At 53.1% G+C, this 25219-nt stretch carries 19 protein-coding genes; 11 read left to right on the top strand and 8 right to left on the bottom strand.

The window, feature by feature from the left end; translation table 11 throughout:
* Positions 1 to 99 precede the first annotated feature (99 nt).
* Positions 100 to 537 (top strand): VapA/VapB family virulence-associated protein, encoded by a 438-nt coding sequence (locus K7H09_RS11890; RefSeq protein WP_171051213.1) that lies wholly within the window; start codon positions 100 to 102, stop codon positions 535 to 537.
* 285 nt (positions 538 to 822) lie between these two features.
* Here K7H09_RS11890 and K7H09_RS11885 read toward each other — a convergent pair whose 3' ends face one another.
* A complete protein-coding gene (locus K7H09_RS11885; protein WP_230804779.1) occupies positions 823 to 1851 on the bottom strand; it encodes an ATP-binding protein in 1029 nt (342 codons plus the stop codon).
* Positions 1852 to 1886: 35 nt separating this feature from the next.
* A complete protein-coding gene (locus K7H09_RS11880) occupies positions 1887 to 2660 on the bottom strand; it encodes a response regulator (protein ID WP_230804777.1) in 774 nt (257 codons plus the stop codon).
* Between the two features lie 130 nt (positions 2661 to 2790).
* Between K7H09_RS11880 and K7H09_RS11875 the strand changes: the two genes are divergently transcribed.
* From K7H09_RS11875 to K7H09_RS11865, 3 genes are all read left to right on the top strand, one after another.
* Positions 2791 to 3948 (top strand): efflux RND transporter periplasmic adaptor subunit, encoded by a 1158-nt coding sequence (locus tag K7H09_RS11875; RefSeq protein WP_230804775.1) that lies wholly within the window; start codon positions 2791 to 2793, stop codon positions 3946 to 3948.
* Positions 3949 to 3970: 22 nt separating this feature from the next.
* Entirely contained in the window at positions 3971 to 7117 is a 3147-nt protein-coding gene (locus K7H09_RS11870; protein ID WP_230804773.1) for a multidrug efflux RND transporter permease subunit, read from the top strand.
* Positions 7118 to 7233: 116 nt separating this feature from the next.
* On the top strand, positions 7234 to 8748 hold the full coding sequence (locus K7H09_RS11865) for an MFS transporter (RefSeq protein ID WP_230804771.1): 1515 nt from the start codon (positions 7234 to 7236) through the stop codon (positions 8746 to 8748).
* Between the two features lie 133 nt (positions 8749 to 8881).
* Here the strand turns inward: K7H09_RS11865 and K7H09_RS11860 are convergent, their stop codons facing one another.
* Entirely contained in the window at positions 8882 to 9817 is a 936-nt protein-coding gene (locus K7H09_RS11860; RefSeq protein WP_190373896.1) for a LysR family transcriptional regulator, read from the bottom strand.
* 172 nt (positions 9818 to 9989) lie between these two features.
* On the opposite strand from K7H09_RS11860, the gene K7H09_RS11855 reads away from it, so the two are divergent.
* The 4 genes from K7H09_RS11855 to K7H09_RS11840 all read left to right on the top strand — a co-directional run bounded on the left by K7H09_RS11855 (position 9990) and on the right by K7H09_RS11840 (position 15419).
* Positions 9990 to 11114, top strand: coding sequence for a M20 family metallopeptidase (locus tag K7H09_RS11855; RefSeq protein WP_138801309.1), 1125 nt, complete (start codon positions 9990 to 9992; stop codon positions 11112 to 11114).
* 70 nt (positions 11115 to 11184) lie between these two features.
* On the top strand, positions 11185 to 12579 hold the full coding sequence (locus K7H09_RS11850; protein ID WP_230804765.1) for a YfcC family protein: 1395 nt from the start codon (positions 11185 to 11187) through the stop codon (positions 12577 to 12579).
* A 187-nt stretch (positions 12580 to 12766) separates the two neighbouring features.
* Positions 12767 to 13948, top strand: coding sequence for a M24 family metallopeptidase (locus K7H09_RS11845; RefSeq protein WP_159176158.1), 1182 nt, complete (start codon positions 12767 to 12769; stop codon positions 13946 to 13948).
* A gap of 55 nt (positions 13949 to 14003) precedes the next feature.
* Positions 14004 to 15419 carry a YfcC family protein gene (locus tag K7H09_RS11840; protein ID WP_190373894.1) on the top strand — a complete coding sequence of 472 codons (1416 nt, stop codon included), beginning with the start codon at positions 14004 to 14006 and terminating at the stop codon, positions 15417 to 15419.
* Here K7H09_RS11840 and K7H09_RS11835 read toward each other — a convergent pair.
* Positions 15416 to 16345 (bottom strand): LysR family transcriptional regulator, encoded by a 930-nt coding sequence (locus K7H09_RS11835; RefSeq protein WP_190373893.1) that lies wholly within the window; start codon positions 16343 to 16345, stop codon positions 15416 to 15418. The two genes, K7H09_RS11840 and K7H09_RS11835, sit on opposite strands and share 4 nt — an antisense overlap.
* Positions 16346 to 16662: 317 nt before the next feature.
* Positions 16663 to 17181: a cupin domain-containing protein gene (locus K7H09_RS11830; protein ID WP_230804764.1), complete on the bottom strand. Its 519-nt coding sequence runs from the start codon at positions 17179 to 17181 to the stop codon at positions 16663 to 16665.
* A 210-nt stretch (positions 17182 to 17391) separates the two neighbouring features.
* On the opposite strand from K7H09_RS11830, the gene K7H09_RS11825 reads away from it, so the two are divergent.
* Together K7H09_RS11825 and K7H09_RS11820 are read left to right on the top strand one after the other, a co-directional pair.
* The gene (locus K7H09_RS11825) at positions 17392 to 18591 is read left to right on the top strand and encodes a Bcr/CflA family efflux MFS transporter (protein WP_230804759.1); all 1200 of its coding nucleotides are present in this window, start codon (positions 17392 to 17394) and stop codon (positions 18589 to 18591) included.
* Between the two features lie 292 nt (positions 18592 to 18883).
* Positions 18884 to 21010 carry a TonB-dependent siderophore receptor gene (locus tag K7H09_RS11820; RefSeq protein WP_230804757.1) on the top strand — a complete coding sequence of 709 codons (2127 nt, stop codon included), beginning with the start codon at positions 18884 to 18886 and terminating at the stop codon, positions 21008 to 21010.
* 80 nt (positions 21011 to 21090) lie between these two features.
* Here K7H09_RS11820 and K7H09_RS11815 read toward each other — a convergent pair whose 3' ends face one another.
* Together K7H09_RS11815 and K7H09_RS11810 are read right to left on the bottom strand one after the other, a co-directional pair.
* Positions 21091 to 21387 carry a DUF1330 domain-containing protein gene (locus K7H09_RS11815; protein WP_230804755.1) on the bottom strand — a complete coding sequence of 99 codons (297 nt, stop codon included), beginning with the start codon at positions 21385 to 21387 and terminating at the stop codon, positions 21091 to 21093.
* Positions 21388 to 21506: 119 nt separating this feature from the next.
* Complete coding sequence (locus K7H09_RS11810) at positions 21507 to 22013, bottom strand: hypothetical protein (RefSeq protein ID WP_039858840.1); 507 nt, start codon at positions 22011 to 22013, stop codon at positions 21507 to 21509.
* 587 nt (positions 22014 to 22600) lie between these two features.
* Here K7H09_RS11810 and K7H09_RS11805 point away from each other — a divergent pair.
* Positions 22601 to 23713, top strand: a complete 1113-nt coding sequence (locus tag K7H09_RS11805; protein WP_230804753.1) for an MFS transporter — start codon at positions 22601 to 22603, stop codon at positions 23711 to 23713.
* Positions 23714 to 23784: 71 nt separating this feature from the next.
* Here the strand turns inward: K7H09_RS11805 and K7H09_RS11800 are convergent, their stop codons facing one another.
* A complete protein-coding gene (locus K7H09_RS11800) occupies positions 23785 to 24966 on the bottom strand; it encodes an AAA family ATPase (RefSeq protein ID WP_230804800.1) in 1182 nt (393 codons plus the stop codon).
* Between the last annotated feature and the right edge of the window lie 253 nt (positions 24967 to 25219).

The raw sequence follows: 25219 nt of genomic DNA, 5'->3' as shown, positions 1-25219 counted from the left end.
CTGTGACTGCGCAGTATCTAAGCTGAAATGCTTAGGGCAGGTAAGCCGCGGTCGATGACCGGCCGCCGATTTCACAACATCCGCATGAGGTATCTAACCATGAATGCTCCTCAAACCATTGATAAAAAACTGATCGCCCACGACTTTCGTGTTGCCATGCATGAAAAACTCGAGCCTGAGCAGATCGATGACGTTGCCGACGCTTTGATGGCTTCCGAGAAGGCCTATCCTGCTACCGGCAGCGTAGCCAGCCTGATCTTCTATCTTAGGTTTCAGGTTAACATCACCGATGGAAAGTCCTTCGATGGCAATGCTGGCGGCATCTCCTCAGCGGGCGGCGGCGCTCTCTTTGGGGATGTCTATACCAAAGATCTCGAACGGCTCTATCGTGATACGGTAAGTTTCGAATTTCAGGGTACGCCAGTCTATCTGAGCATTCTGTTCTTCGACGGCGACAGTAATCTATTGGGCCACTTCCAGTCGGGTGCCGTCTCCACCGTTACCGGCGCTGGCGGTGGCACAGGCAGCTGGAGTTGAGTCTTAGCCGTATGCTGATTCTAAACCTGGGGGCGCCCTCGGCGTTCCCGGGTAACCGCGAGTAAGAACGTCAGCATGCTCTCAATCCATTCTTCACAATCCACTCTTCTCCCCTGATTTCCCTCCACCTATACTTCTCCATCCCAGTTAGCTTTCTGACTAACCTATGAGCCGAATATGAACTCTATTCGGCTCGTGTATCTCTGGGAGCAGCGCCAATTGCGCGAGCAGGCAACCACGAAGGATTTTTTCTTAGTAGTTCGCCAAGAGGGTAAACGCGCTATGTCATTGAGAAGGCCAGCGCAACTCGAAACAAGAGCCACCCTCATCAGAGGGGTAGCATTTAGCCTCGCCACCATGGGCTCGTGCAATCGCCGCGACTACCGCCAATCCTAGCCCGCTTCCTCGCTTGTCTCCTGGCATACCACTGTCAGCGTCCCGCGCATGCCGGAATGCCGTGAAAATCTGAGAAGCATATTCCTGAGGAATACCTGGGCCGGTATCTATAACACGCAAAACACTCCGGCCGTCGTCCTGGCGCGTTTGGATGATGAGTGTCCCTGGGGATGCATGCTGGCGAGCGTTTTCCAGCAACGCAAGCAATGCCTGACGAATACGGACAGGGTCGCAATACACGGCGCCAGATTGCAGATCAAGGGTTGGATAATGATTTGATGCATCTAGGGCATGTCTACAAAATTCAACGACTGATTCAATTTCAGTAGAAAGATCGCATTTCTTGATCTCAAGGTTCAGATGGCCGCTTTCGGCCAAGCTTACGGCGCGAAGGTCTTCAATCAGTTGTGCCATACCGTCGATTTGGGTAAGGAGGCTTTGAAACTGGGGTTTTTCGGGGGGGAATACGCCTTCAGCCAAGCCTTGCAGGCGGCCGCGCAAGATAGTAACGGGCGTGCGCAGCTCATGGGCAATAGCCGCATTCCAGAACGTCATTTCCTTGGACATTCGCTGTAATTGGTCTGCCAAGGCATTGAAGTCGTTTGCCAAAACGGCGGCCTCGCCTAACGAGCGATCACCCGTCGTGGCGCGTGCGTCCAGGTCGCCTTGCGCGACGCGACGCATGCTTTCTGTGACGGAGTTTAGCGGTACCAGAATGCGACGTGCCAAGTGAATACCCACTATCACGGCGAACGCCAGCCCAACCAACGTAGTGCCAACGAGCCAAGCCCACTCTAGCCCCGACGGGAACATGTTGGGTTCGTTAATCGACCCCTGCCAAAAATGGAAGGTAATGAAATAGAACACATAAGAGGTCACCACGACTAACAGTGTGATCCCAAAAGCCATTGCTGCCATTGTCAACGCGATTGTCCGGCTCAATCCAATGAGTTTCATTCTGTTCCCCATAGCCGGTACCCAACGCCGCGTATGCCAACGGGTATGCCTCTCACATCGACGTCTTCCAGTTTTTTACGCAGCTTGCTGATATGGCTGTCGACAGTGCGCTCAAGCGCCTCACCTTCGGGCAGGCAGGCGGCCAATAACTCTGCGCGGGTGCAAACTTTTTTGGGCGCGCGTGCAAGGTGCGTCAACAATCTGAATTCGGTGAGCGTTAACGCAAGGCTGTGCGAGTCTCCTCCCACCTGAACAAAGGCTTCGTGTTGTTCCAAGTCGATCTCAAAAGGCGGAACCCTGAGCACAAGAGGTTGATGGCTAGCATCAGCCATGGTGCGTCTTAACACTGCCTGAGTGCGTGCGACGACCTCGGCAGGGTTAAACGGCTTGACGACATAGTCGTCGGCACCAAAACGCAAGCCCATGAGTTTATCGATGTCCTGATCCATCGCGGTCAGCATGATGACGGGCGTCTTACCCCGATGGCGAACCTCTGACAGCACCTGCCAACCATCCATTTTAGGCATCTTTACATCAAGTAAGACGAGATCGGGTTTCATCGACAAATGCATATCTAATGCTTTACGTCCATCTTCTGCGTAGATGGTTCGGAGGCCCGCACGTTTCAGGTAAGCCTGCAGAATATCAGCGATCTCAGGCTCGTCTTCGGCGATGAGAACCAGTGCTTGCAGGCCAGAAGAAGAATTTGGCGACTGTTGAGTCGTGGACATAAAAGTGCCTAATGAAACATTAATTGTGTTCTCCATCATATCTACACATACCGTCGACGTTAATACCACGCTATAGCGATATAGTCCCCTTCAATTTTATTGCTAGGCAAATGTTTACCTATTTCTCAATGAGCTAGGTCTGAAAGAACGATGCCTGAAGGGAAGATGCATGACGATCCGACATATTTACCGCAATGGTGGCCTCTGTGCCTTGCTGCTAACCGTGCTAACCGCCTGCGGGCCAGTTGAGCAAGAAGTAACGCCGTCTTCTGCCCGAGTGTCTGTCGTTACCTTGGAACCCGTTAGATTGGAGCTGACCGAAGACTTACCGGCCCGGGTCGCTCCTTTTCAAGTGGCGGAAATTCGTCCGCAGGTCAGCGGAATTGTCCAACGTCGACTTTTCGAACAGGGAACCGACGTGAGTGCGGGGCAGCCATTATTCGAAATCAACCCAGCGCCGTTTCGAGCGGAAGTGGAAACGGCAGAAGCCGCTTTGCAGAAAGCCGAAGCCGAGCTTGCGAATGCCCGTGCGCAGTCCGCTCGGTTGGAGTCGCTGGTCAGGGGGCAGTCGGTGAGCCGCCAGGCCTATGACGACGCCGTATCCAAAAGTCAGCAGGCCGCTGCTGAGGTGGCTCAAGCGCGTGCCACGCTGTCACGTCGCCGCCTTGACTTAGAGTTTTCCACGGTGGCGTCTCCCATTTCTGGCCGAATTGATCAAGAGTTGGTAACGGTGGGAGCGCTTGTCGGCAGCAGCGATAGCACGCCCATGGCCCGTGTTCAGCAGATCGATAAAGTTTATGTCGATGTTCAGCGTTCGGCTTCCTCACTTGAATCGCTTCAAGATGCGATGGCGGCGCAACCTTCGCTAGATAATGGTTTACCGGTCACCATCCTCGGAAGCAACGGTACACCCTACGATGTCACCGGACGCATTCTTTTTTCGGGCATCAATGTGGATGCCAGCACGGGTGACCTTTTACTGCGTGTACTCGTGGACAATCCCAATCGACGCCTGCTGCCCGGTATGTTTGTGCGCGCCCGCGTGCCCTACGCACGCTATGACAACGCGTTGACGGTGCCGCAACAGTCCGTGGTGCGCATCGGCGGTAAGCCCTACGTGTGGTTGATTGGTGACAGCGACAAGGCGGTGATGGTCTCAGTGGAGCTTGGTGAATTGGCGAACGGTAATTATCGGATTAAGACGGGGTTGACAGAGGGGCAGAAGGTTGTCGTCGAGGGTATAGAGCGACTTTCTGATGGTGTCGAAGTCAGCGCGACTGATTGGCATAGGTCATCGCCTCTTGAGGCTTCAGTGGCATCTTCTTAATTAAGCTTCAGGAGTCTCCGCAATGCCTCAGTTCTTCATCCAGCGCCCAGTCTTTGCGTGGGTGGTCGCGCTGTTTATCATCCTGCTGGGCGTGATCGCCATTCCTAAGCTGCCGGTCGCTCACTACCCCTCGGTAGCGCCCCCTTCGGTGACCATCACTGCGACTTACCCCGGCGCCACACCGCAGACCATGAACGATGCCGTGCTCAGTCTCATCGAACGAGAACTGTCCAGCGTCAAGAATCTGCTGTACTTCGAATCGTCGGCGGACTCTTCAGGGTCGGCCTCTGTCACCGCCACCTTCAAGCCAGGGACAAATCCGGAACTGGCCCAAGTGGATGTGCAGAATAGACTCAAGGCAGTCGAGCCTCGGTTACCCCAGGCGGTTCGTCAGGATGGGCTGAGCGTCGAGTCAGCGTCATCCAGTTTTCTGATGATCGTAGGTCTGAATTCCGAGGATGGGCGCTTTGATGAGATTGCCCTGAACGATTATATGGCGCGCAATATCGTCGAGGAGCTGCGCCGCATTGATGGTGTCGGTCGTGTGCAGCTGTTCGGTGCTGAGCAGGCAATGCGAATCTGGATAGAGCCGGAGAAGCTGATTGCTTTCGGCTTGTCGGTGAATGATCTCTCGACCGCGATCACGGAGCAGAACGCACCGATTGTGCCGGGCAGCATCGGCGCGTCTCCGGCCTTACCCGGCCAAAAGGTGTCCTCGCTGTTGACCGCACAGGGGCAATTGAGCACGCCGGAAGAGTTCGCCGCTATCGTACTTCGCGCTAATGTCGACGGCTCCAAAGTGGTGTTGGGCGATGTGGCGCGAGTCGAGTTGGGCGCCCAATCCTACGGCTTCTCCAATCGTGAGAATGGCCAGCCAGCGACGGCGGCAGCCATACAGCTGGCACCCGGTGCCAATGCTGTCCGCACGTCGGAAAGTGTGCAAGCGCGTTTGGCTGAGTTAAACCAGGCGCTACCCGCGGGCATGAGCTCATCGGTTCCCTTTAATACGGCCCCGTTCGTTAAGGTTTCTATCGAGAAGGTCATCCATACCCTTATCGAGGCGATGGTATTGGTGTTCCTGGTGATGCTGCTGTTTCTACAGAACATCCGTTACACGCTGATTCCCGCACTGGTCGCGCCGATTGCGTTGTTGGGGACCTTCACGGTGATGCTGCTGGCAGGTTTCTCAATCAACGTGCTGACGATGTTTGGCATGGTGTTGGCGATTGGCATCATCGTCGATGACGCTATCGTGGTGGTCGAGAACGTTGAGCGCATCATGGCCAAAGAGGGATTGTCGCCAAAGGACGCCACCATCAAGGCGATGAAGGAAATTACTGGCGCGGTGGTGGGCATCACCCTGGTATTGACGGTGGTGTTTATCCCGATGGCCTTCTCGAGTGGCTCGGTCGGTGTGATCTACCAGCAATTCGCGCTGGCGATGGTGGTCTCGATTCTGTTCTCGGCGTTTCTGGCGTTGACGCTGACACCGGCGCTATGCGCCACCCTTCTCAAGCCCATTAAACCGGGGCACCACGACAAAGGCGGTTTCTTCGGTATGTTCAACCGGGCGCTTAAACGTATGACCGCCCGTTACGAATCGCGTGTGGGGAGACTGGTCGCCCGCAGCGGTCGGGTCATGCTGGTGTTTGTGGTCATCGCAGGTGTGCTGGTGTTCGCCTTCCGCCAGTTGCCTTCGGCTTTTCTGCCGGAAGAGGATCAAGGCTATTTCATGACCAGTATCCAGTTACCTGCCAATGCGACCACCGAGCGTACCTTGGATGTCGTCAAGGCGTATGAGGAGTACGTCATGGCGCGCCCTGCAGTGGACGGCAATATGTCTATTTTGGGCTTCGGGTTCTCTGGGTCTGGCGCGAATACAGCGCTGACGTTCACCACGCTAAAGGAGTGGGGGAAGCGCGACGGTGCCACGGCGGCGAGTGAAGCGGAAGGAGCTCAGGCAGCCATGAGTCAATTGAACGAAGGGACGGTGATGAGTATGTTGCCGCCGGCCATTGATGAATTGGGTACCAAGTCCGGCTTTACGATGTTCTTGCAGGATCGCCGCAACCAGGGGCCGGCCGCCCTTAAGGCTGCCGAGACGACGCTGCTGGAACTGGCGGCGCAGAGCAAGGTAGTTAGTGACGTCTATTCCGACGGCCTTCCGGAAGGGGCGAGCATTCGTCTTGACATCGATCGCCAGAAAGCCGAAGCGCTCGGCGTGTCGTTCGCCAACATTAGCGAAATCCTGTCTACCGCGATGGGGTCGTCCTACATTAACGATTTCCCGAATGAGGGCCGGATGCAGCAGGTGATTATGCAAGCGGATGCGTCGGCACGCATGCAGGTCGACGACGTGCTCAAGCTGCATGTGCGAAATAGCAGGGGGGGCATGGTTTCCCTGTCAGAGGTGGTGACTCCGGTGTGGGACGAAACACCGCTACAAATGGTGCGCTACCTGGGCTATCCCGCCACCAGCATTTCCGGCAGTGCGGCGAAGGGGGCTTCCACTGGTGATGCCATGGCTGAAATGGAGCGTCTGGCGCAGCAACTTCCGCCCGGTTTCGCAGTGGCCTGGACGGGGCAGTCCCTTCAGGAGCGCCAGTCCGCTGCTCAGGCACCCATGCTGGTTGCGCTATCCATCCTGGCGGTGTTTCTGGTGTTAGCCGCTCTCTACGAGAGCTGGTCCATTCCGCTGTCGGTCATCCTGGTTGTGCCGCTGGGGTTGCTGGGTGCGGTGGCTGCTATGTTGCTGCGTGACCTGCCTAACGATGTGTTCTTCAAAGTCGGTATGGTCACCGTGATCGGGTTGTCTGCGAAAAACGCGATCTTGATCGTTGAGTTCGCAAAACAGTTGCGTGAGCAAGGTAAGGGGCTGATGGAGGCCGCGGTGGAAGCCGCCAGCCTGCGCCTGCGTCCGATCCTTATGACCTCACTCGCTTTCGGCTTGGGAGTGGTGCCGTTGATGGTTGCGTTTGGCGCCAGTGCCAAAACCCAGCATGCGATAGGCACGGGCGTTTTCGGCGGCATGGTTAGCGGAACGCTTCTGGTGATTCTCTTCGTCCCGGTGTTCTTCGTTTTCGTGATAGGTCTTCAGGAGCGCGTTAGTGGCTGGCGTACGGCTCGTCGCCCTTCATCATTACAACCCGGTAACGATATAGAGCATTAATGCCATGCGCCGACTGATTCCGCCTATCGTGCTAACGCTGTCGGCGTCCCCTGTGTCAGACACCTTTTCAGTGGCAGCGTTGGAAGTGACATCATTATCTAGGAGTTAAGTGGCTAATGCTTTCTGCTATCCCACAACGTTGGCTAGTTCTGTTTGCTGTAATGCTGGCATTCCTGCCCGTTGTCATCGACATGACGATCCTGCACGTCGCTATACCTGTACTGACGCCGGCGCTAGGTGCCACTGGCACCGAAGTGCTGTGGATCATCGATATTTATCCGCTGCTGATGGCGGGCCTGCTGGTGCCGATGGGCACGCTGGCTGACCGAATCGGTACGCGTCGTGTGCTGCTGACCGGACTCTTGGTGTTCGGGGTGGCGTCACTACTGGCGGCATTCTCGACGACACCCGTCATGTTGATCGGTGCTCGAGTGCTGCTCGCCATTGGCGGATCGATGATTATGCCTTGTGTGCTAGGTGTTATCCGCAAAACCTTCGAAGATGAGCGCGAGCGTGCGATGGCGCTTGGCCTATGGGGAACGGTTGGGGCCGCAGGCGCGGCAGTTGGCCCATTGACTGGTGGTGTCTTGTTGGAACATTACTGGTGGGGCTCGGTATTCCTCATCAATGTGCCCATCATGCTAGTGGTGGCGCCGGTCGCCTATGCGCTGCTGCCCCGCCACGAGGCTACGACTCCAGGCAAATGGGCTTTCGGTCAGGCCTTGATTTTGCTTGTTGGTATCATCTCGGTGGTTTACGGCATCAAGTCTGGGGTGGGTGCGGGGCAGCCGCTGTGGCGTGCAGGGTTGGTGCTCTTCCTGGGACTAGCGATGCTGACCTGGTTTGCACGTATCCAGTTGCGTTCGGCGGAGCCGATGCTGGACTTATCGCTATTTCGCCATCCGGCCATTGTCGCTGGCATGGTGATGGCGCTAGTGGCTTCCGGCGCACTGGCAGGTGTCGAACTGACGCTGGCGCAAGAGCTGCAATATGTGCTGGACAAGACGCCGCTGCAGGCCGGCCTTGTTATGGTGCCGATCATGGCGGCCGCTGCAGTTGGTGGCCCTGTTGCAGGCTACCTGTCCAACCGGTTCGGTTTACGGCTGGTGGCCAGTATGTCGATGGCGTTAGCGGCAGCAGCGTTGGGCTACTTGGCGCAGGCTGACTTCCACACGCCTGACTGGACAGTGCCAACAGCTTTGGCCGCGCTGGGGCTCACCCTGAGCATCGGCCTGACCGCTTCCTCAATTGCCATTATGGGGGCCGTGGATGCCAGTAAAGGAGGGGCTGCAGGCTCTTTGGAAGCCACTGGCTACGAATTGGGCAGCGGGCTCGGCATTACCCTGTTCGGGGTTTTCATGGCGAGCGTCTATACCAGCACTATTGTACTGCCGCCACACTTGGAGCCAGCCCTCGGTGCACAGGCAGCGCGCTCAATGAGCGACAGCATCGTTGTGGCACAAGGACTGGCTGCAGATCAGGCGGATACACTCATCATGGCCGCGAAGGCGGCATTCTCCACCACGCACTCGATCTTGCTAACAGCTGCTGCGATTCTCATCGCCTTGCTGTCGGTGGTGGTTTTTCTGATGCTGGGTAGCCACCCAGACAAGGTGGGTGCGCACGAGTGACTGGTACATCCATGTGGTTCTAGCCCCGGTGTTAGCTGTTAAGGTAAGCGTGGCGGGTTGCCTTGGCAGTTTCATATGGGGGCATTACTGGGCGCGAATTACTCCCCAAATTTAACCGCTACCTGATTTAAGCTCAGCGCTTCCCGGCAGACTGTGATTGCATTGAGCTCGCGAGTACTTTCCATAGGTGTTCAGCGGCAGGAGTGAACCTTCTTCCTTGGCTACGGATGAGATGGCAGGTAGCGGTATGCGATAAAGGGTGCTCGACAGGGATCGCAACGATATCACCACGATCCACCAATGGGCGGGCAGACTGCCGCGTCATGAAGGCAATACCTAGCCCTGATATTGCGAGCGCAATAGCCGTTGAAAAATGATTGCACTGGTAAGCGGGCAGAGGGGCTAGGTGTTGGCTGCTGAACATTTCATTGATGTACTGTTGGATGCCGAATTGTTCTGCCATAAAGATCAATCGCTGGGGGGCCAGGGTTTCAAGCGTAATGGCTTCAAGGCCTGCCAAAGCATGATGTGGCGGCACTATGGCGCAAATGGGGCCGCGGTTAAAACTGCGAACCATGACCGGAGGATCGCCTAATGGACCAAAGCTGATCGCCATGTCCACTTTGCCCCGCAGCATCATGTTGATTGTTTCACTCATGTTGCCAGAGTGAATATCGACAAACACATCAGGGTAATCTGCACTGAACTGTTGGAGAGGCCCTTCCACAAATTCACTGATCATACCCTGCCCGACCCGTAGGCTGACACTGCCTCGACGCAAGTGGCGCATATCCTGCAATGTCTCGGCTAATTGACGCCGCCGATACAGCATTTCCCGGTGGTGCTCGATCAGTAGCTTTCCCGCCTGGGTCACCGTGACGTTCCTTCCCTGTTTTTCGAGCAAGGGAATTTGCAGGTGACGCTCAAGCAGTGCTATTTGCCGGCTAATGGCTGAAGGGTTAACGCCGACTGACTCGGCAGCCGCTCTAACACCTCCTTGCATGGCAACCTCGTAAAGGTAAGCCAGTCGATGTTCGGTAATTCCCTGGTCTATGCGTTGTTGCACCATTCTCTCTATCCTTCACCGGCTTCTTAACCGTTGCTTTGAACGCAACGATTCGGCTGCGCGCTTCTTATTCTTTCCTTGTTATGCCCCTCACATACTGACCGTGCGCCTAATAGCACAACGCTGTTCTGGGTTGCTGCTGTTTAGAGGCTGTCATTCTTACTCGAGAGGCTATATGAATACCCTTCACACTTATCTGCAAGAGCATCAGCGTTCTATTCTCGATGATATTGAAGCGTTGGTACGTGCTGAATCGCCATCCAATGATAAAGCCGCAGTGGACGCCTGTGGTCAAATGTTGCGCCAGTTATTTCAAGACCGGCTCCAATGTCAGGCGGAAACGTTCCCACAAACTGAAAAGGGCGATCATCTTGGCTTCACGCTAGGAGAGGGGGATCGTCAGATTCTTATTTTGGGGCATTTCGACACGGTTTGGGATATCGGCCGGCTCGCTATCCGCCGTGAGACGGACAAGTTTTACGGTCCCGGCATTTTGGATATGAAAGCAGGTATTGTTCAAGCCATTTGGGCTGTCAAAGCACTCGTTGAACTCGATGCGCTTCCCAATGCCCGTATTCGTTTTCTATGTACCAGTGATGAGGAGTTAGGTAGCCCTACCTCGCGACAACGAATTGAGGAGGAGTCGGTTGCGAGCGATGTGGTGCTGGTTGTTGAACCTGCCACGGCTAATGGCAGCGCTTTGAAAACGGCACGTAAAGGCTCTGGACGCTTTTACATGCATATAACGGGTAAAGCAGCTCATGCGGGCAATAACCCTGAAGAAGGGGTGAGTGCGATTGAGGAGTTGTCCCACCAGATTCAGTACTTACATAGTCTGGCCGACCCCGGCCTGGGAACCACAGTGAATGTTGGGATGGTACGTGGCGGTGGCCCACTTAATGTCGTGCCGGAGGAAGCTGAGTTAGGTATTGATGTTCGGGTAACGACGCTGGAAGAAGCCGGGCGGCTCTACAATGCCATTTATCAAAGTACCCCATTTCATCCCAGCGTAACGCTAACCGTTAGCGGTGACATGACGCGCCCGCCGATGGAGCGAACACATGCTACGGCTCGTCTGTTTGAACTTGCCCAGCACGCTGCCGGTGCATTCGGCATTGAGCTTACGGAAGCCTCGGTAGGTGGAGGAAGCGACGGCAATTTCGCTGCAGCCAAAGGTATTCCCACCCTTGATGGGCTGGGTGCAACTGGCGCTGCCCCCCATGCGGAATATGAGCACATTGAAATAGCCTCAATTGTACCGCGTGCGGCGATCCTGGCGGCGTTGATACGGCAGGTCTGATACGCCATTCAGCCGTTTGTCAGTGCGTTAAATAAATAACTATATGAAAAAATATTCAGGAAATTTCAACGTGAAAACTAGATCAATACAAAGAATGGCCATGCCCGATGCCTTTGTGATTCTGTTTGGGTTATTACTGGTGGCTTGGCTATTGAGTTTCTTTATTCCCTCGGGCCAGTTTGAGCGAACCACAGAGGGGCGGCCGACGGTTATTCCTGGCAGTTTTCATCTGGTGGAGTCTAGTGGCCTTAATTTTTTCGACATTTTTCTTTCGATTCAGAACGGTTTTATCAGCTCAGCAAACCTAATTGCTTTAGTTCTGGTAATGGGCGGTGCGATTGCTGTGGTGGAGTCCACCGGTGCGATCAATGCGGGTATCAAAAGCCTGGTTGATAAAGCCCGGGGGCGTAAATATCTGCTCGCGATTGTGGTGTCTTTTGTATTTGGCGTGGTATCTGCCATTGGCGTTGGGTCGAATGCCGTTATTGCCTTTATTCCGTTGGGTATCGTGTTGGCACGAGCGCTTAAGTTAGATGCGATCGCGGGGATCGCCATTGTCTATTTGGGCTATTTTTCGGGCTCAGCGGCTGCTGTTTTCGATCCTATTACGCTGGGGATTGCTCAATCCATAGCAGGGCTGCCGCTATTTTCTGGCGCGCCGCTTAGGGTGGCGCTATTTTTCGTGCTATTGGCAGTGACAATTGCTTATGTGTGTCGGTATATCAAACACATTAGCGACGATCCCGCCCGTAGTTTGATGGGGAATCAGCCCTTTAGCACTGAAGCCATTGGGTCCGATGATGAGAACTTAACGTTTACGCGTCGGCATCTGGTCATTTTAAGCTTCTTTGTTGCCTGCCTGGCGGTGTTTATTTATGGCTCTTTAGGTTTGGGATGGGGCGTTAATGAGCTGTCTGCCATCTTTATGATCAATGGGATAGGAAGCGCTGCACTCGCTCGTTTCTCGCCTAATGAGTTTGTGCAGATGTTCATGAAGGGGGCCAAAGGTATGCTGTATGGTGCCTTTATTATTGGCATTGCCAAAGGCATTACGGTGCTCATGGCCGAGGGGATGATTCTCGATACGGTAGTGAATTCAATTTTTGTGCCCTTGAGTACGCTTCCCTCCATGTTGGGTGCGCTCGCTGTTTTTGTATTCAACCTCTTTTTCAACTTCCTGGTGCCTTCTGGTAGCGGTCAGGCAGCTGTAGTGATGCCGATTTTGACGCCGCTTGCGGATATGCTTGATATCACTCGGCAAACGGCGGTGATTGCATTCAAGCTTGGTGATGGGATCACCAATATTATTACGCCGACATCGGGGGTGTTGATGTCTGTGCTTGCCGTGGGCGGAGTGCCATGGAGTAATTGGGTACGTTTCGCGTTTCCGTTGGTATGCCTCTGGACGCTAGTGGGCATCGCCTTTGTAGTGACCGCTGTGTTGATTAACTACGGGCCTTTCTAATCAAGCGTAAGAATACGCTCGGTTAGTATGCAATACATTGGAAATAAACAACCAAACCGCTCAAGTTGAGCGGTTTGGTTCTCCATTAATGATATTTATAAGATATCGAATGACATTTATATAGTATTTTACCCTCACGTGAGGGCACTGGTAGCTTCCTGAGGTGGTTAACTCAGGAGCTAGCAACATGATTTTGAAAATTTCTGTTTCAGAAATTAAAGCAAGGCAAGAAATTTTTTTAACTAATCTTAAAAATAAGCACTGCGACGCAGCGTTGCTTTTTAGTGTTACCGATATCTTCTATCTTACAGGATTTAACTTCCGCCCTTCAGAAAGGCCGATTGCTCTTATTGTGGATGCACAGGGCTTTTTCAGTTTATTTGTGCCCCGCATGGAGGTAGAGCATGCACAAGAATACGCCGTTATAAGTACTTCTTACGATTACCCTGAATACCCTGGCATTACTCATCCGATGGAGTATCTCAAAAAGGTACTTCAGGATAAGAACTTTGGTTCTTTAAGTGTTGGCATTGATGCCGAGGGGTATGGGTCAGCAAAGGGCTATGCGGGGCCGGCAATTACTTCACTGATCACTTTTGCCGATAAGGTGCTTATCAAAGGGCTCGTTGAAGAGCAGCGTTATATTAAATCATCGACGGAAATAGAGCTGATTAAAGAGTCTGCCCGATGGGGTAATTTGGCGCACAACCTGCTGACTAAGTATACCCATGCGGGTGGCCGTGAAATGGAGGCGGAAAGCCGCGCTACCCAGGAAGCGACCAAGGCGATGTTCGAAACCCTGGGCGCAGGTTATCGTTCCTATGGATCGCCAGCGCATGCATTCTATCGCGGTCAGATTGGCCCGCATTCGGCTTTCCCTCATTCGCAAAACCAGAACGCCATGTTCAAGAAAGGGTTCAATGTTGTCTCGCAGGCGGCCTGCGATGTTTGGGGCTACAAGAGCGAGCTAGAACGTACCATGTTTATTGAAGAAGCAACAAAAGAACAGGAAATATTCTTCAATCATATGTATGAAGCGCAGGAAGTAGCTTTTAGAACTATTAAACCAGGTATTCCCGCTTCTAAAGTAGAGGAAGAGGTGCAACGATACTTTAAGGATAATGGCTTAACGCAATACGTTAAACATCATACCGGCCATAACATGGGACTTTTAAACCACGAGGCCCCATTTTTCGACCTGGGAGATCACACTCTGCTTGAACCAGGCATGGTCTTTTCCGTTGAGCCGGGGCTGTATGTCGATGGCCTGGGCGCTTTCCGACACTCCGACACTATCGTGGTAACGGAAAAGGGTATGGATATGATCACTTACTTTCCCAGAGACTTCGAGTCGCTAATCATTGGTTAATTCACAATAGGGTGAGGCCTTTGACCTTGCCCTTATAAGTTTTAGAGAGGTAAAAATGAAAAAAATAGACCCGAATGCCTCAGCTGTTAAAAAGAAGAAAAATATACCTGACTCCTATGTCATCCTGTTCGCGATGCTAATGATTGCATCAATAGCGACGTGGTTCATTCCAGCAGGCAGCTTTGAGCGTACAACAGAAAGTGGCACTGCTATGGTGGTGCCAGGTAGCTATGAAGCGTTGCCTGCAAGTCCCACCACGCTCTATGATTTTTTTCTTTCGATACAGTCTGGTTTGATCGATTCTGCCAGCATTATCTTTCTTGTGCTGACCATTGGCGGCTCGTTCGCCATCCTGGATCACACAGGAGCCATTCAGGCTGGCATTATGAAGCTGATCAAGAAAACGCAGGATAAAAAATATGCGTTGATAGTGGCGGTGTCTATCGCTTTTTCGGCAGCGGGGTTTATTGGCGCGTTACAAACGGCTGTTATTGCATTTATCCCCATCGGCATCATTATCGCCAGAGCCTTTAAGCTAGATGCGGTAGCAGGCGTGGCGATTATTTACCTGGGAGCATATGCAGGCTACACGATTGGCGGTTTGGATCCGATTACCACCGGGTTTGGTCAAGAGATCGCGGGGCTCCCCATTTTCAGCGGCCTATGGTTTCGTTTTGCCGTCTACCTCTGCATTTTAGCGTCGACGATCGCCTATCTTTGTCATTACATTTCCAAAGTTTCAAAAGATCAAAGTAAATCTGTGCTGGGCGCTACACCTTTCCCCACAGAGGTTGAAAACGCTAACACAATCCCCGCCGAGTTTACTCGGAAACATAAGGTGATATTGGGATACTTTTCGACCTGTATGATTGGCTACGTAGTGGGCGTTTTTAACTTAGGATGGGGGTTGCATGAAATGGCCGCGCTGTTCTTGGTAATAAGCCTGGGAACGGCGGCGATTGAAAAGGTACCCGCAAACCAGTATGTGAATCTGTTCATCAGAGGTGCGCAAGGAATGCTGTACGCAGCATTAATTGTGGGCCTTGCCAGGGCAATTGTGGTCGTGCTCGAAAACGCTTACGTTCTGGACACCATTGTTAACTCGATTGCGATGGTACTTCAGCCATTACCTAATGTGTTGGCGGCACTAGGTATGTACGGGTTCAATCTGGCGTTCAATATCATCATTAGTTCTGCCAGCGGTCAGGCGGCGATTGTTGTCCCCGTGATGGCGCCATTAGCAGACACTATCGGTTTGACCCGGCAAGTTGCCGTGCTGGCTTATAACTTTGGTGATGGTTTTACTAACATTATTACCCCTACGTCGGGAATTTTAATGGCCAGTATTGCGATCGGTGGGGTTCCATGGCTTAAATGGCTTAAGTTCGTGATCCCTTTGCTATTAATCTGGATAGCCATTGGGGCTGCGGCGCTAAGCATTGCGGTGGCCATCAACCTAGGCCCTTTTTAAGAAAGCAGATAAGTTTTAGGCACGATCGGCTTTTCGATCGTGCCTTCATTTATCTTCGATTCAATATACTGAATAAAGAAACGTGCCGTATCAGTCAATAAATTGGAATTCCACGCCATCGAGCTGACCTTTTGCACATCTGAATTAATCGACTTGTACACCACATGGTCATTTTTTATGTAGGTGGCCGAGTGGGGAAGTAGCGTAACGCCCATTTCGGCGGCCACGAGTGCCACCAGTGTTTGCTGCTCCTGAGCTGTCTGAATGACATTGGGCTTGAAGCCATGTTCTTTACACAGAGCCATTATCGCATCATAGTAACCGTGCCCTGCTTCTCGGGGTGTCATCACCCAGTTTTCATTACTGAGTTTACTTACGTCGACCTCCTGGTTAGTGGTCGCTAGTGAATGGCTTTTAGGAAGACAGGCAACGAAGTGCTCTTCTAGTATCGTGATATTGTCTATTCGTTTGTCTGAGACAGGAGAGACAAGAAATCCGACATCAATTGTCCCATGTATCAAGCCGACAATCTGATTGTGAGTGGTAAGTTGTTGCAAACGTATGTCGATACCTGGATGGCTTCTTTTAAAGTCTTTAACGATAGATGGAATCAAGTGAAACGACATAGTACCGCTAAATCCGATTGAAATAGATCCCTCCTTGCCTTGTGCTATTCTTTGAGTAAAGGCTATTTCCTTATCCAGCGTCGCAATGCACTTTCTTGCCGCTTCGAGAAAATGCTGACCCGCTGGCGTGATGCGGACTTCCTTGTTATTCCTAATAAGAAGCTGAACGCCGATTTCTTCTTCAAGGTTTTTTATCTGATTACTTAGGGGTGGTTGCGATATATTAAGTAATTTAGCCGCGCGCCCGAAGTGAAGTTGTTCGGCGACGACAATGTAGTATCTTAAGTGTCTGAGTTCCATGAGCTCCCTTTAGTGCTGGTTTTTATTTATTGAAAAAGGCTGCTGTATTGGCTGAGAAACCACGATTTTATGTAGAAAAAAATAGTATAAATGCAGAGAATAAGCCATGTTAGCAATATATGGTGCTATAGAGTACTCTTTTTCCGACGACCTATTTAATGATATTTCACACATTACATTGGTCGTTTCCCCAAGATATTACTTACATTGTTAAAACTCCTCAGGTGAGGCGTCAGATTATGCATAAATAGTTAAAAACTGCTCCGGTTCGTCGAAAAGCTAATTAATCGTCGAGCTTGCCAATTGCCTTCCACCTGCTAAGAGCCTTCCCGCCACAGCTCCGCTAGTGAACCTCCTGCCGGGGAATCCTCGGGTAAGGCAACGGCAGCGACTCGGGCTTTTGCTGCTGCAAGTTGTGCGGGATCACCGCGCTCTATTTCCGGCTTTTGGCCTGGTGGGTAGGCGCCTACCATGCAGAAATCATCGTCCGCCTCCAGGCTGGCATGCCCAACTCCTGCCGGCAGCACCAGCACATCGCCCGGGTAAAGCATCAGCTCCTGGCCGTTAGGGCCACCTAGCCGTGCCCGGGCCTGCCCACGGAAGATGCCCAGTGCTTCATGGGCGGTGGAGTGAAAGTGATCAAAGTCATACAGGTGGTAGCGCCACGCAGGCGGCCAACCGTGGTGTTTGAACATGCTTTCAAAGGCATCGGCCCGCTCCTCTGCATTGCTGATATCGAGAACCTGGCGATAAACCAGCACTGGTAGAGGGGAGTTGGGGTAGCCGGTCGCTGCATCGCTGTCGAGATGGAGTCGTTCTGGCTGAGGGGTAGACATCCTGGTCTCCTCGTTGGGGGTGTGTTTTTAAAATAGCTTTGAGCACACTCTTTTGCATAGCCGCGCTAACCGATAACAAACTGGCTGTGTGTTTTGTCAATTACCGCCCGGCAGCGTATCCCTCGTTTTCTGTTCGATTGCCTTGATAGCATCAGTCGGTATCATATCGTTGATGTTGTCCATCATTACGCCCTTTTACCGCGAGCTTCTATGACCCAATCTAAAACGCCCTTCACTGTGGTGCTGAGCCTGGCAATGACCATGATGCTGGGCCCGTTTTCCATGGATACGTATCTGCCGGCTTTTCCGGTTATTGGTGAATCGCTGGGGATTTCTCAGCAGGCGGTATCGTTGAGCGTTTCAGTGTATGTACTCGCGTTGGCGTTTGGCCAGTTGATCGGCGGTGCGCTTTCAGACCGCTTCGGGCGCCAGCGGGTGCTGATGAGCGGGCTGGCGATTTTTGCGCTCTCAAGCATCGTCATTGGTATGGCGGATTCTTTGAACACCCTGCTCGGCGGGCGGGCAGTTCAGGCTCTTGGCGCCGGTTTTACCCTGGTATCTGTGCCGGCGCTGGTGCGCGACCGGGTGGCGGGCCGCGACGCCGCGAAACTGTTCTCGATGATGGGCTTTATCATGGTGCTGGCACCTGGAATCGCTCCGAGCGTAGGCAGCGCGATTCTGGCGCTGGGTTCCTGGCACTATATCTTTTTTGCCTTGGCGGTATACGCGGTGCTGCTGGTGCCGTTGCTGGTGCGGGTGCTGTTTACCGGCCCGGGAAAGGTGTCGCGCGCGAAAAGCCCTAAGATGAGCCTGCTGGCGCGTTACAAACTGGTACTGTCGACAAAACTGGCGCTGCCGTTCATCGTTTGGCAGGCTGCTTCGTTTTCTACTCTGATGATGTTCATCACCTATGCGTCATTTATCTATCAGGGGCATTTCGGCCAGTCGCCTTCAAGCTTTTCGATGCTGTTTGCGGCGAATATCGTCGCGATGCTTATTTTCAACATTCTCAATCGAGTGTTGCTTTCCAGGCTACCGTCACTGCGTATCCTGCAGTTGGCAACGGGCTGTCAGGCAGTGGGTATAGTATTGCTGGTGATGGCTGCCTTTATGGATTGGTCGCTTTACGCCTTCCTCGCCGCCATGATGCTGACCATCGGCGCGGTGGGGGCGATCTCTCCGAATATTCAGGCCTGCTTTTTGGAGTTCTTTCCCACCAGTGGCGGGACGGCCGCAGCGCTTCTGGGCGCAGCACAGTTCGGTGTCGCCGGGCTGCTGAGCGCATTGTCCGCCATGTTGCCGCATACGCTTGAAGCGGTCATTCTGGCCATGGCCGCCTGTGGCTCGGTGGCGTATCTGATGCTTGCCCGCTCTATCATCAAAGGGCGTGCCGCTGTCGAGGCACACTGAGCCAGGCCACACTCCTTTGTCAAAAGCCCCGTGTTTTGGATAACACGGGGCTTTTTTTATTTGTTGATCAGATGCCGCTGGTACACGAGCGCTGCAGATATAGGACGGGTAGTCGGTTGGTGCATGACCTCATACGTGTATTGCAATCATGAACTAAAGTTCAAAATAAATGATTATGATTTGTGTTATTACTATTGACTAGGTGCTGCCACCTTTGGATACTCTCACGGCCTTTTAAAAGAAAACCATAAGGCGAGCAGGGCCGGTTTAATCATTTCAAGGGATCTTCAACATGACTGATAGCAGTAGCACAGTCCGGCGCAACGCAAGTTGGTTACGGTGGCAGCAGACCACTACCGCCATTCTGTGCGGCACCACGCTGGTGACTATTCCCATGATTGGGAACGCCCAGGAAACCGGCGAGAGCAGTGAAGGTAATGAGGGCTATCGCCTTGCTCCCATTATCGTCAATGCTCAGGCTTACGCTGATGATGATGCCAACTCGATAGTGGCCCAAGAGCTATGGGTCGGCGGTAAGGTGGCTACCAGTATCCTTGATACCCCCGCTTCCGTGTCGGTCGTCACTGAGAAGGAAATTGAGCAGCGCAACGCCTCTACCACCGAGGAAGTGCTGCAATATACGCCAGGCGTCCTCACTGATTATTACGGCACCGATGACCGTAACGACTATTTTAAAATTCGCGGATTCGAGGCCACCACCTACCGTGACGGGCTTACGCTAGGCTCAATGCGCGGTGTACGCGAAGAGCCTTACGCCTACGAACGCGTTGAAGTGTTGCGTGGGGCCAACTCCACCCTGTTTGGCCCGGCGGATCCAGGTGGTTCGGTCAACTTCGTGAGCAAGCGGCCACGCTTTGAGCGTTTTGGAGAGGGGTATCTCTCCTACGGTTCATTTGACGCAAAAGAAGCCGGTGTTGATGTGGGTGACACGCTGAACGCTGACGAGACAGTGGCCTACCGCTTTACCGGCACCATCCGAGACAGCGACCGCGAATACGATCACTCCAAAGACAACAATGGCTTCCTGATGGGTGGCTTGGCCTGGGAGCCGACAGATTACACCTCAGCGAGTGTTATCTTCGATTACTTGAAGCGTGATGACACCCCCAACAGCGGTGGTTATCCGCTCGACCGGGAGTACGATCGCAGCGAGTTCTTTGGTGAGCCTGGTTTTAATTATCACGACGTCGAGCGTACCAGCCTTACCGGACAGCTCACCCATGATTTCAACAACGGGCTGACGCTGCGGGGTAATCTGCGCTATAGCGACCTGACTGATGACTTCGGCTACGTTTATATCACTGACTCCGCGGCGCGAGTTGGCAGCGTGGTGGATCGCGACTATTTTGGAACGGACAACGAAGCCCAGGAGTTGATCGGCAACGCTATCCTGCAATACGACGCCCGCTTTGATCAGGTCGACAGCAGCACGCTCGTGGGTGTCGAGTATCGCGATGCTTCCACCGAAGACCGTTCGTTTTACGGGGATGCGACCTCCATTGATATCGCAAACCCCGTCTTTAGCGGTGCCCCGAGTAGCCTGAACGTCTATAGCCGTAACAAGCAGGACTTTACCACCGAGTCGGTTTTCCTGACCCAGAATTTGTCCTTCTATGACCGATTCATCGTGACAGCGGGTGTGCGCAACGACTCGATGGATGTCTCAAGCACCAACATGGCGGGCGTTACCGATTCCGATGACTTCTCTGAGACCTCACTTCGCGGTGCGCTGACCTATCGGGTCACCGACGAAATTTCCACCTATGTCAGCATGGTGGAGTCGGTCGCACCACCCACGATTGGTGTCGATCCCGAACGGGGCGAGCAGTACGAAATTGGTGCGAAATATTCTCCCTTTGGTACGAATGCGCTGTTTTCGGCGGCCATCTATGACCTAACCAGGGACGACGTCACCATCTCGGTTGTACAGGACAATGGCGTTATCGAGCGGGAAACCGTGGGTGAGTCCCGCGTACGGGGTCTTGATCTGGAAGCGAAGGCTGAGTTGACCGATAGCCTTAGCGTGGCCGGTGGTTACTCCTATATGGAGTCGGAAGTGGTGCGCGACAGCAACGCAGCCAGAGAGGGTAACGAGTTCACCGCAGCACCCAAACATACGGCGTCGCTGTGGGGCTACTATACCTTGCCAAGCCAGGATATGAGCGTTGGTCTCGGCGCCCGTTACATTGGCTCCTACTACTTTGATGTCGCCAATACGTCAAAGAGCAGTGCGGCAACGCTGTTTGACGCGGCCTTCAGCTACCAGCTCACTAAAGACGCCGACCTAGCCGTCAATGTCAGCAACTTGCTCGACGAGCAGCACGTGGTCGGTTCCAGCACGGCCGATTACTATAATCCGGGTCGCGAGATCAGCGCGAAAGTGAGCTATCGCTGGTGATGTAATGCCACCTATACCCCAGAGGTAAAGCAACGGCAAAACGCCCCGACTTGATCATTCAAAGCGGGGCGTTTTGGTATTTAGGCTTCTGTTAGGCCATCAACGATAAACACGCGGTAGTCGGCACCTTGGAAGCGGTGCTTGCGGGCTTCCTGGTAGGCGGGGCTTTGGTACCAGGCGCGGGCGGCAGCCATATCCGGGAAGCGCAGAATCACCGCACCTTCCATAGCGCTACCTTCGAGCACTTCAAAACCACCATAAAAAGCGAGCGGTTGCGGATCGTGGCCTGCGCGAGCGGCTTTTGCTTTCTCGCTGTAGCGCTCCATTTCCTGGGCGTTGTGGGTATGTTCGCGGGTCATTACGACGTAAGCGGGCATTAAATTCTCCTGATGTAATCGTTAAGAAATCAGCTAGAGCATATCACCGCCCACTAGCGGAGCCACATTAGAAAGACCGCTATTCAGCTTTACTGAGTATCTCGGCAGTGAGGGGCGGGTTATACGCCTGGCTCTGACTCAATCACGATTTCATGTTCCCGACGCTCTTTTTCCAGTGCTGCCAAGGCAATTTGATAACAATCTTCAACATGGCTGTTACCCATGTACTTCATGGCGGCGAAGCTAATGCTGCCTGCCACAGCGCTACCTACGAAGGGGACGAACTTAGCAACGCCTTTGGAAGCAACCTTGACACCCATTCTGCTGAGCAGCGTCATAATAAGTGCTTTTGTAATGTATTTGCCCGCCATCTTGCTGCCGGTATTTGAAATGACCGTCATCACAAAAAGCTTGGATTCTGTATCCAGGCTGTCGATCTGTTCAGGCGTTAACCCAAATTTTTCATTAATTTTGGGAATTAACCGCATCAATATGGCGACGTCTGAGCCAATATCTAAGCCTGGTATGGGTATAACCGCAGTGCCAGCTGACAGGCTTGAGCTCTTCGTTACCATCGAACGGCATGACTGTTTAATGGCTTCGAGCTCTTCTAGTGACTCGATCATATAAGATCCTTTATTCACGAACGGCAAGCTCCTTATGCGGTCCCAACTCATTGATTTACCTAGGCAGGCTGAACAAACCAGCCAAGGGAACGACATCATGTACGTTAGGGCGGAGTATAGTTGACCCTCCGTATCTTGCCCTAAGCGCCGCTACCGGACTAAGCGACGTTATCGGCAGGCGGTTATCCAACGCGAATAGGCAATGCGATGATAAATCGCTGTCGTTTCTTTAGGGACGGTTTTGACGCAATACCATCAAACCCGTCATTAATACCATAGCCATACCTGGCCAAGTTATCGCGCCTGCCAATCCTGTTGAGAAGGGGGGCTTTGTTGGGGTAGGGCATTCAGCGGCTCTTTCTCTTCTTCGTCCACACTCAATGCTCTCTTCCCAGGGGCTATGCGACGACCCTCCATTTCTCTTGACCTCAAGTTAACCTGAGGTTTTAAAGTAAGCGCCGATTCTTATTTTAGCAATGGCCGATAAAGGGTGGGCAGTGGGTATGTGCAATGGCAATTCGAAATCAATACCGTTGGTAAGAACGATCCTTCTGATCATTCTGATTGGGCTCAACCTGAGGCCATCCATGGCGGCTATTGGCCCGCTGGTTGAGGCAATCCGGTATGATGTGAGTCTTTCATTTACACAGCTGTCGCTTTTAACCACGTTACCGGTACTAGCGATGGGGTTAGGGTGTTTTGTTAGCGCATTGCTTGCAAAGCGGATCGGCTTTAATAGCGTGATTACCCTGGCGCTTGCGTCGATTGCTTTATCGGACGCGTTACACTGGTTTGGCTTCGGGTATACAGGCTTATGGGCAGCCGCGCTGGGCGCCGGCATTGGCATAGCCTTTATCCAGGCGGCACTTCCTGCGGTGATAAAACAGGCGGCAGGCGAGAAAACCCCGATGGTGATGGGGTTCTACATTGCCTCCATCATGGGGGGCGCGGCTCTCGCCTCTGCCATTACACCTGTGGTGAGTGATTATATTGGCTGGCAGAGCGCCTTGGCGTTATGGGGACTTTTAGCACTTGCAGGGCTCGTTTGCTGGGTGATGCGCAGGCGAGTACTGCCAGCCCCTAGTCAAAACAACAGTGTTAGCATCGCTTTTTCAGCGATGGCTCGGCAGCCTCGGTTTTGGTCGTTGGCGATTTTCTTTGGTTTAGGTACGGCGGGTTATACCTGCCTTCTGGCTTGGATTCCGCCCACCTTTATCAATTTAGGCTGGTCTCAAACGCAAGCGGGGCTGGCGCTTAGTTGGCTAACTGCCATTGAGGTGATGGCTGGCCTAACGTTCCCCATACTGGCTCAACAGATGAAAGACCGTCGCCCGGTGTTATTGCTGGTGCTTCTGTTATCGGTGGCGGGCTTTTTGCTTCTTGGGCTAATGCCTAAAACAATGGCTTGGTTGGCAACCGCGCTGCTGGGGTTAGGAATTGGAGGCCTTTTTCCCTTAAGCTTGATCATCACTATGGATCACTCAGACGATCCCGTGCTAGCGGGCCAGCTTGCTGCTTGGGTACAAGGGATCGGCTATCTCATCGCCTCTTTAGCACCTATCGCGGCGGGGTTGATAAAAGACTTACTGGGAGGGTTTGAGCAGGCATGGCTGATGCTTGGGGTGATTTTTATTGGGCTGATAGTGATGAGCCTACGTTTTGATCAATCTAAAGCACCCCAACAGCTACACTTTAGTTAGCGAAAAGGGCTTCTAGGCAAACTAAATGGAAAAGACGAAACGCTAGTGTCCTCGGTTCGTTAGCGTTCTGCTTAATCCGTCCACTGCCAGGGCGGCTCGTCCAGCCATCCCTGACCGAGGATAACGGTCTCGCCAAACTCTTTATCCAGCGCGATAGAGTTGCAGGCCTGATCTTGCTCCAGTGTCGCCACCAGGCGCGGTGCGTGGGAGACCACCCACACCTGGGTTTCCCGCGATGCACGGATAATCAGGCGCCCCAGGGCGGGCAGCAAATCCGGGTGTAGGCTGGTTTCCGGCTCATTTAGCACTAGCAAGGAAGGCGGCCTGGGTGTGAGCAGTGCCGCCACCAGCAATAGGTAGCGAAGTGTGCCGTCTGATAGTTCCGACTGATTTAAGGGGCGCAACAGGCCTTTCTGTCGAAACTGTAGTACAAAACGGTTACCCGCATCGGCCCCAAAATCAATCGTTGCGCCGGGGAAGGCGTCTTCAATTGCCTCATACAAGGCCTTTCGGTCGCCAATCTCGTGTATGGTGCGCAATGCGGCCACTAGGCTGTGGCCATCGTGATCCAGCACCGTGGTGCGGGTACCGATTTGCGGTGTGCGGATGAGGGAGTGTGGGTCGGTTCGGAACTGATCGTAGAAGCGCCAATGACGAATGGCTTGCCGAACAGCATGGACTTCAGGCACGGCGACCGGATCACTGATTTCGTTCAGAATGCTTTCGTAGCTATTAAGGTGGGCATCGTAAACCTGCCATTTACGACCAGCACGCACTTTGACCACAGACCCAACGCGGTCAACCAAACAGCTACTGGGTCGGTAAACATCGCCTGCCCAAATGCATTCCCGTTTGATCTCGGGGTCGAACTGGAACATAGAGGGATCTTGGTAGCCCGCAAAGCCCTGAGAGGCGGGCATCCCCAATGAAATGGCGTAGCCGAAATCTTCACCCACAAAACCCAGCCTAAGCCGGGGGCTGTTTTTCTTGGCAGAGCCCTCAATGGCCGTGGAGCCCTCTCTCATGTCTTTGGTGAGTTTTTCCGGGCCAGCCCAGAAGGTGTTATCAAGCCCGCCTTCTTGAGCAATCGATGAGATAAGATTGCCTTTGGCTGTTTCTGCCAATAATCGCAGCGCTTTGTATAAATTGGACTTGCCGCAACCGTTGGGCCCAGTCATTACATTGAGACTCGACAGGGGAGAGACAATGTTTTTCAGGCTGCGGTAGTTGGATACGGCAAAGGTGTTGATCATAGCGTTGGGGCTGGCTGCTCTTAGCATCGTGGAAATACCAGTTTAGCCCCAAGTGCACCCTCACTAGAAGACATCGATAATTGGAGATTTTAAGTGCCGCTTGAGGGGCAGAATGCTCATGTCCGCGATTTCGGCGAGGGTTTTGGTCGGTAGTTGCCTTTATTCTGTACGAGCTGTCTGACGAGAGTGTCAGGCGGGCATCACTTCTTCTCAATATTAAAAGATTCTCGGAAATATATAGAAAGACTGGATC

The sequence above is a fragment of the Halomonas sp. IOP_14 genome, from assembly GCF_021021315.1.
GTDB lineage: Bacteria > Pseudomonadota > Gammaproteobacteria > Pseudomonadales > Halomonadaceae > Vreelandella > Vreelandella titanicae.
The sequence above is the reverse complement of the archived record's forward strand: the minus strand, read 5'-3'. Positions and strand labels throughout refer to the sequence as shown.